We start from the raw sequence: 8,380 nt of genomic DNA, 5'->3' as shown, positions 1-8,380 counted from the left end.
CCGGCCTGGGCGTGCCGCAGCGGCTGAGCGCATGGGCCGGCACCCTCGGCGGCTTCGGCGGCTTCGCGGCATCCGCCCGGGGGAGGGCAGCGGTAAGCGCGGGCATGCTCGGTATAGCCCTCATCGTGCCGCTGGGCCTGTCCACAGCGGCCGCTCAGTCGCTCGTCACCGACGTCGGGATCTACGCCCTGCTCGCGCTGGGCCTGAACGTGGTGGTCGGCTACGCCGGCCTGCTCGACCTCGGCTATATCGCGTTCTTTGCGATCGGGGCCTACACGACCGCCTACTGCACGTCCCGGACAGCCATGCCCTGGCACTCGCCGATCATTCTCAACCCGTTCGTCGTGGTCCCGATCGCGGTGGTCGCGGCGATGGTCGCCGGGGTGGCTCTCGGCGGGCCCACGCTGCGGCTGCGCGGGGATTATCTGGCCATCGTGACGTTGGGGTTCGGCGAGATCATCCAGCTGCTCGCGAACAACCTCGACGGTGTCACGGGCGGCTCGCGCGGAGTGTTCGGCGTGCCACCGCTATCCTTGGACGTCGGGAAGTTCCACTATGCCTGGGGCCTGGCGCCACTGCCGTACTACTACCTCCTGCTCGCCATCATCACTGCGGTGATCGTGCTGTTCGGCCGGCTGGAACGGTCGCGCGTCGGCCGGGCCTGGGCGGCAATCCGGGAGGACGAGTTCGCGGCCGAGATCTCGGGCGTCGCGACGGTACGGATGAAGCTGCTCGCGTTCTCGATCGGCGCGTCTGTTTCGGGTTTCGCGGGTGTGCTCTTCGCGACCAAGCAGTTCTTCAACCCGCAGACCTTCAGCTTGCAGGCGTCGATCCTGGTCCTCACCATCGTGATTTTCGGCGGGATGGGCTCCCGGTTTGGCGTGGTGCTCGGTGCTGTGGTCCTCCAGGGGCTGGCGTTCTTCCTGCGCGATGTGGTGCCCCCGACCGATCGGTACATCTATTTCGGGATGATCGTGGTCATTATGATGATCTTCCGGCCGCAGGGCCTGCTCCCGCCACGGCGACGTGAGCGGGTCGGCGTGGCGCTCCCCGACTCCGACGACGCGGGTGTCCCGGGCGTCGGGGGAGCGCTCCCGGTCGGTGGGCAGGCCGGATGAACGACATGCCGATCAGGGCTCCCAGCGTCGATGGCGGCAGCGCTGGTCTGGTGCTCGACGTGCGCGAACTCGTGCTCCGCTTCGGGGGAGTCACCAGCCTGGATGGGGTGTCGCTACGCCATGAACGCGGCCAGATCCTCGCGGTGATCGGTCCGAACGGCGCGGGCAAGACATCGCTGTTCAACTGCCTGACGGGCGTCTACCGTCCGCAGAGCGGCGGTGTCACGCTGTGGGGGCGTGACGGATCTCCCATCAACCTGCTCGGCCGCCGGCCCCATATGATCAACAGGCTCGGGCTGGCCCGGACGTTCCAGCACACCCGGCTGTTCGGCGGGCTGAGCGCGCTCGCCAACGTCCAGATCGGAGTGGAGGGACGGGAGCGCCCGGCGGCACTGCGGGTGATGCTCGCCACCTCTGGCGTCCGGCACGCCGAGGCTCGCGGCGTGCGGCGGGCCATGGAACTGCTCGCCTTCGTCGGTCTGGCCCACCGCGCGCACGTCCCGGCCGCCACGCTCGCCTACGGGGAGCAGCGTCGCCTCGAGATCGCGCGGGCGCTGGGCAGCGGCCCGTGCCTGCTGCTGGTGGACGAACCGGCGGCCGGCGCGAACACGGCCGAGAAGAACGAACTGGCCGGGCTGCTGCGGCGGATCGCCGCGGACGGGATCTCCGTGATGCTGATCGAACATGACATGGGCCTGGTGATGAGCGTGGCCACGGACGTGGTCGTGCTTAATTTCGGCCGGGTCATCGCCAGCGGCCCGCCGGCCCGGGTCCAGCGGGCCCCGGCGGTGCGTGAGGCGTACCTGGGCACGGCCGCGGCTGCCCCCGCCGACAGCGGCAGCGACACGAGCGGCATCCCGGACGGCATCGACGGCATCCCGGACGGTATTGCTGATGCGCGCGGCGGCTGTTGATGGCGCTCGAGCTCACCGGCGTGGAGGTCCGCTACGGCTCGGTGACCGCGCTGCGTGGGGTGAGCCTGCGGGTCGAGACCGGCGAGGTGGTGGCCCTGCTGGGGGCGAACGGCGCGGGTAAGACCACGACGCTGCGAACGGTGTCGGGGCTGTTGCGCCCGGCGTCGGGGGAGGTGTCGCTGGACGGTGAGCGGCTTTCGGGCCTGCCGGCGCACGAGATCGTCGCGCGTGGCGTCAGTCATGTGCCGGAAGGCCGCGGGGTGTTCCCGGTCATGTCCGTCCAGGAGAACCTGTTGATGGGCGCCTACCGGGATCGCCGCTGGGTGCGTGGGGACATCGACCGGGTGTTCACGATGTTTCCGCGGCTGGCCGAGCGCCGCGGGCAGGCCGCGGGAAGCCTTTCCGGCGGCGAGCAGCAGATGCTGGCCATCGGCCGGGCGCTCATGGCGCGGCCTCGCGTGCTGCTGTTGGACGAGCCGTCCATGGGGCTCGCGCCGTTGGTCGTCGCCACGATCTTCGCGGTCATCAGTGAGATCAACAGTACCGGCGTGTCCATGCTCCTGGTGGAGCAGAACGTCCATCAGGCCCTGACGGTCGCGGATCGCGGCTATGTGCTGGAGACAGGCCGGATGGTGTTGGACGGTCCGGCGGGCCTGCTGCGCGCGGACGACCGCGTTCGGCGGGCTTATCTGGGCGAAGACGTTGTCTGAGTGGCCGGTATCGCGCGCGGCCGGGGGACGCGGGATCGAACCGTGTACCCAGCGGCACATAAAGCTGTAGATGAATAAGTGAAACCCGGAACGGTCTTTGGTGCCGTCCACACCTTCCCCGTGCATGGACGTTATCTACTCGTCCGCCCCGGGCCCCACCGGCAAGACGCTAAGGCGTAACCGATGGCCACGTCAATGCACCGGGCGGACGGCTTGGCCAGTTCTCGCTCACTGTCTTCCCCGTGGCCTTCCCCCAGTGTTCCCGCCCTTCTTCGCGACGTGACCGGTGACACGTTCACACATCCGTCTTTGTGATCGAATACGGCCCGCGGGCGTACTGACCACCGTGGCATCCGGACGCGCGGGAAGTACTGTGATCGCGTACTCGGAAGCCGGCCGGTGGCCGTGCGGTCAGCTGAATAGTGGTCATCCGGACAGCATCAGCCGGATATCGGCGGTGGCAGGTACCCGGCTGCCGCGAATCCGCGTGGGGACACCCGTTACCGTCCCGGCCGGGACACACCGATACCCGGTGGCACCGGATACGAGATCCCGCTCCGGTGCCGCAGCCGTCTGTCCGGCTCGCGCCGACCGGGCGGCGCCTCGCGCCATGGCTCCCCTGTCGGAGGCTGTCCATAGACTCGTGTCGTGTCCGCCACAACCGCGAGCCCCGACAACCCGACAACCCGCGGCTCCGCGCGTTCGGCTGCTCGGCCGGCGCCGGCCGCAGCCCGGCCCGTGCTCGACGACGGTGAGCCGCGGCTGCTCCTGCTCGACGGCCACTCCCTGGCCTACCGGGCGTTCTTCGCGCTCCCGGTCGAGAATTTCGCCACCACGACGGGGCAGCCGACCAACGCGGTCTACGGGTTCACGTCAATGTTGATCAATGTGCTGCGCGACGAGCGCCCCACCCATGTGGCGGTGGCCTGGGACCTGCCGACGCCCACGTTCCGGCACCTGCAGTACGAGGAGTACAAGGCCGGGCGTGCCGAGGCCCCCGAGGACTTCGTCGGGCAGGTGAGCCTGATCCAGCAGGTGTGCGACGCACTCGCCGTGACCGGGGTCAGCGCCGCTGGCTACGAGGCCGACGACGTCATCGCGACACTCGCGGCTGAGGGCGCGGCCGTGGGCATGCGGGTGTTGGTTGTCACCGGTGACCGTGACGCGCTGCAGCTTGTCACCGACCAGGTGACGGTACTGATGACCCGGCGCGGAATCAGCGACATGACCCGGTTCACCCCGGCGGAGGTCGAGGCCAAGTACGGGCTCACCCCGGTGCAGTACCCGGACTTCGCCGCGTTGCGCGGCGACCCGTCGGACAACCTGCCGTCGGTACCCGGCGTAGGGGAGAAGACCGCCACCAAGTGGATTCAGCAGTTCGGCTCGCTGGCCGAACTCGTCGACCGGGCGGACGAAGTCGGCGGCAAGGTGGGCGGATCGCTGCGCGCGCACCTTGCCAGCGTGATCCGCAACCGGACCCTGACCGAGCTCGCCCGTGACGTGCCGCTGGAGCTCTCCCCCGCCGACCTGCGGCTGCGCCCGTGGGACCGTGAAGCCGTCCACCAGCTCTTCGACACCCTCCAGTTCCGGACGCTGCGGGAACGGCTGTACACGGCGCTGGCCACGGTCGAACCCGCGGCTGAGGAGGGTTTCGAGGTGGCCACGCGGGTCCTGGGGCCCGGCGAGGTGCCCGCATGGCTGGCCGAACATGCCCATGGCGGCGGGCGCGTCGGCCTGTACATCCGGGGGAGCTGGGGGCGGGGCACCGGCATCGTCACCGCGCTCGCGCTGGCCACCATCGACGGCGCCGGTGCCTGGATCGACCCAGCCGAGCTCACCGTGGCCGATGAGAACGCGCTGGCGCGGTGGGCCGCCGACGCTGACCAGCCCAAGGCCGCGCATGACGTCAAAGGCCCGATGTCGGCGCTTGCCGCCCGTGGCCTGTCTCTCGCGGGTGTCACCAGCGACACCGCGCTCGCGGCCTACCTCGCGCTGCCCGGCCAGCGCGGCTTCGACCTGGCCGATCTCGTGCTGCGCTATCTCCGGCGTGACCTGCGCGCGCAGGGGTCTGACACCGGGCAGCTGACCATCGACGGATCAGACGAGGCGGACGCGGCCGCCGCGGACGTCGTGCGGGCCCGTGCCTGCCTTGAGCTCGCCAACGTGCTCGACGCGGAGCTGGTCCGGCGCGGTGCCACCGCGCTCCTGCACGACGTGGAGCTGCCGCTCGTCGGCGTGCTGGCCGGGATGGAGCGGGCCGGTATCGCCGCTGACACCGATCATCTGATGGAACTCCAGAAGCACTACGCCGCTGAGGTCGCCGCGGTGTCCGGGCAGGCTCATGAGATTGTCGGGCGCCCATTCAACCTCAGCTCACCCAAGCAACTACAGGTGATTCTGTTCGACGAGCTGGGCCTGCCGAAGACCAAGAAGATCAAAACTGGCTACACCACCGACGCGGACGCGCTGGTCTGGCTTGCCACCCAGGCCGACCATCCGCTACTGGCGGTACTTCTGCGCCACCGTGACGTCGCTCGGATGCGTACCGTGGTGGACTCGCTCATCCCGATGATCGACGATGCCGGTCGTGTCCACACGACCTTCAACCAGATGATTGCGGCGACCGGCCGGTTGTCCTCGACCGACCCGAACCTGCAGAACATCCCGATCCGCACGGCCGAGGGCCGTCAGATCCGCCGGGCGTTCATCGTCGGCGCGGGTTATGAGTCCCTGTTGACGGCCGACTACTCCCAGATCGAGATGCGCATCATGGCGCACCTGTCCGGCGACGCGGGACTGATCGAGGCGTTCGCCTCCGGCGAGGACCTGCACACCTATGTGGCGGCCCAGGCGTTCGGCCTGCCCGTGGACGCGGTCGACCCGGAGCTGCGCCGCCGGATCAAGGCCATGTCCTACGGGCTGGCCTACGGCCTGTCGGCGTACGGGCTTGCCAGCCAGCTCGGCATCCATCCGGAAGAGGCCCGCGCACAGATGGAGACGTACTTCGCCAGATTCGGTGGGGTACGGGACTTCCTCCGTGGGGTGGTCGAGCAGGCCCGCGCGGACGGCTACACACAGACGATCATGGGACGTCGCCGTTACCTTCCGGACCTCACCAGTGACAACGCGCAGCGTCGGCAGATGGCCGAACGGATGGCGCTCAACGCTCCCATCCAGGGGTCCGCGGCGGACATCATAAAGATCGCTATGTTGGGCGTCGACCGGGCGCTGCGGGACCGCCGGCTGCGGTCGCGGCTGTTGCTCCAGGTCCATGACGAGCTTGTCCTGGAGATCGCTCCGGGCGAGCGGGCCGAGGTCGAGGCACTGGTGCGGGCCGAGATGGGGACGGCCTACCAGCTGTCGGTACCTCTTGATGTCAGTGTCGGTTGCGGCCTGACCTGGGACGACGCCGCCCACTGACCTGCCGGGTGCCGTCAGCCGAGCTGCTGCCGGGGTGCCGGCCTGTCGCCGCTGTCCGCAGCCGCCGCCCGGTGTCAGGTCACGCCCGGTGTCAGGTCACGCCCGGTGTCAGGTCACGCCGATGCGGCGGCATTGTCACTGGGGTGTGCATACAGGATCTTCGATCAGCCACAGCTGTCCTGTAGACCCGCCAAACCCGTGGGCTGGCGGGTTACATCCGCGTCGCTGAGGCTCACAGTGTAACTGTGAGCAGTTTTCGGGCAGTTATCCCGTGGGGTATCCGGTGGCGCCTTCCCCGGTACCGTGGGTATCCGTTGTGGATCAGGTGGGGGTTGACATGAGCCTTCCGCCTTTCACGGATCAACGACGATTTCTGATCATACTTTCCGCCGGGGGCCTCTTCTTTTTCCTCGTTCTCGCGCTGCTCCCCCGGTCGCCAGGGCAGAACCAGCTGGGGACGTGGCTCGCGGTAGCGATAAGCACGGCCAACCTGGCTGTCGCGCTGCTGCTGGCACGCATGCGGCCGACTGTCCACCACGTTCTGGTGGTCACCTCGGTTCTTGCGATAACGATCGCGCTGTGTGACAGTACCGACGGCCGTGACTCCGACCTGTACCTGCTCTGGTACTCCTGGATCGCGGCATGCGGGGCAATGGTGCGCAGGCTGTGGGAGGCGGTCGCCCACGCCGTACTCATCAGCGCGGGGGCCGTGGCCGCTTTCGCGGTCGAGGGAGACCTCGGGGCCGCGATACCCGCGGTCGTGATGACTGTCTTCAGCATCACCGCGACAACCCTGGTGGTGTACGGATTCGGCCGCTGGAGCCAGCTCCTGGTGGATCGAGATCCACTGACTGGCCTCGCGAACCGGGCCGGACTGGCTCGGGTGGCCCAGCCCGCGCTCGCCGCCGCGCTTGCCGCGGGTCGTGACGCCGTCCTGGTGCTTCTTGATATCAACCGGTTCCGTGAGGTCAACGACGCTCTCGGTCATTCCGCTGGGGACCGGCTGCTTCAGGCTATCGCGGTGCAGCTACGCGGCGTACCCGCGGATCCCGCGTTCACCGGTCGTATCGGCAGTGACGAGTTCGCGGTGGTCATGTACGGGGCCGATCTGCCGGCTGAGCTCGCGGCCACGCATGATCAGATGCGTGCGATCGGCCGGATGGTGATCAGCCAGATCGCTGGCCCGTTCCGGATCGACGGCGTCGAGGTCGAGGTCGAGGCCAGCGCGGGTGTCGCGGCCGCCCCGCTGCACGGAACGAGTCTTGACGCGCTGCTACCGGCCGCGGATGCGGCGCTGCACGCGGCCAAACGGGATGGTGAACGGGTCGGTGTGTGGGATCCGGGTATGGCCGGCGTCCGGCCGTGGGAACTGGCCATGCACGCTCAGTTGCGGGCCGCTGTCGCCAGTGGTGAGCTGCGCCTCCACTACCAGCCGCTGCGGTCTGCGCGGACCGGCCGCATCGCCGGTGTCGAGGCGCTCCTGCGCTGGGCGCACCCGGACCGCGGGCTGCTGGCACCCGAGGCGTTCCTGCCCATGGCGGAACGGTCCACTTTGATCATTGATGTGACCGAATGGGTACTGAACGAGGCGCTGCGCCAGTGTGCCGACTGGGCCTTGGCCGGTCGCCACGTACCGGTGTCGGTGAACCTCTCGGCGCGGATGCTCGTCCGCGACGATCTCCCCAGCCTGGTTTCGCAGACGCTGTCCGCGTATGGCCTGCCGGCCGACGTCCTGACACTGGAGATCACGGAGAGTGCGCTGGTCACCCAGCCTGCGCGGGCCGCGGCGATGCTGCGGGAGCTGCGTACCCGCGGAGTGAAGCTGTCGCTGGATGACTTCGGAACAGGGTACAGCTCGATGGAGATCCTCAAGGCGCTGCCGTTCGACGAGGTGAAGATCGACCGGGGGTTCGTCTCCGGCGCGCATGGGAGCCTGCCCGACGCCGCGATCGTCTGTGCGGTCCTGGACCTGGGCCACCGCTTGGGCCTGCGGGTCGTCGGCGAGGGCGTCGAGGACGCCCGCGCCCTGCGGATGCTGATGGAGCTCGGTTGCGACATTCTTCAGGGAGAGGCGATATCACGGCCGCTGCCGCCATCCCCTGAGCTGCTGGCGCTGTTCACCGCGGCGGCCTCCGTGGCTGGCGCGGACGCCCCCGTTCCGCCCGCGGCCGCGGACGGCCCAGGCACGCCTGCGGGAGACCGGCACTGACCCGGTGAC

General features: G+C 69.0%; 5 protein-coding genes. All 5 read left to right on the top strand.

The genetic code is table 11. The features are described from left to right. Window positions 1-1,118: branched-chain amino acid ABC transporter permease (locus MJ777_RS21125; protein ID WP_239377560.1), on the top strand; the 1,118-nt coding region annotated here is incomplete at its 5' end. After that, window positions 1,115-2,032: an ABC transporter ATP-binding protein gene (locus tag MJ777_RS21120; RefSeq protein ID WP_370652801.1), complete on the top strand. Its 918-nt coding sequence runs from the start codon at window positions 1,115-1,117 to the stop codon at window positions 2,030-2,032. The genes MJ777_RS21125 and MJ777_RS21120, both read left to right, overlap by 4 nt. Then, the gene (locus tag MJ777_RS21115; RefSeq protein WP_239312526.1) at window positions 2,032-2,742 is read left to right on the top strand and encodes an ABC transporter ATP-binding protein; all 711 of its coding nucleotides are present in this window, start codon (window positions 2,032-2,034) and stop codon (window positions 2,740-2,742) included. The genes MJ777_RS21120 and MJ777_RS21115 overlap by 1 nt, the downstream gene beginning before the upstream one ends. A gap of 648 nt (window positions 2,743-3,390) precedes the next feature. Next, window positions 3,391-6,162: a DNA polymerase I gene (gene polA, locus MJ777_RS21110; protein WP_239377558.1), complete on the top strand. Its 2,772-nt coding sequence runs from the start codon at window positions 3,391-3,393 to the stop codon at window positions 6,160-6,162. A gap of 337 nt (window positions 6,163-6,499) precedes the next feature. Then, on the top strand, window positions 6,500-8,371 hold the full coding sequence (locus tag MJ777_RS21105) for a bifunctional diguanylate cyclase/phosphodiesterase (RefSeq protein WP_239377557.1): 1,872 nt from the start codon (window positions 6,500-6,502) through the stop codon (window positions 8,369-8,371). Window positions 8,372-8,380: the final 9 nt, after the last annotated feature.

Source organism: Protofrankia sp. Cj5 (genome assembly GCF_917627405.1).
In the GTDB taxonomy this organism is placed as follows: Bacteria; Actinomycetota; Actinomycetes; order Frankiales; family Frankiaceae; genus Protofrankia.
Note: the sequence above shows the minus strand (reverse complement) of the source record. Positions and strands in the feature narration are given on the sequence as shown.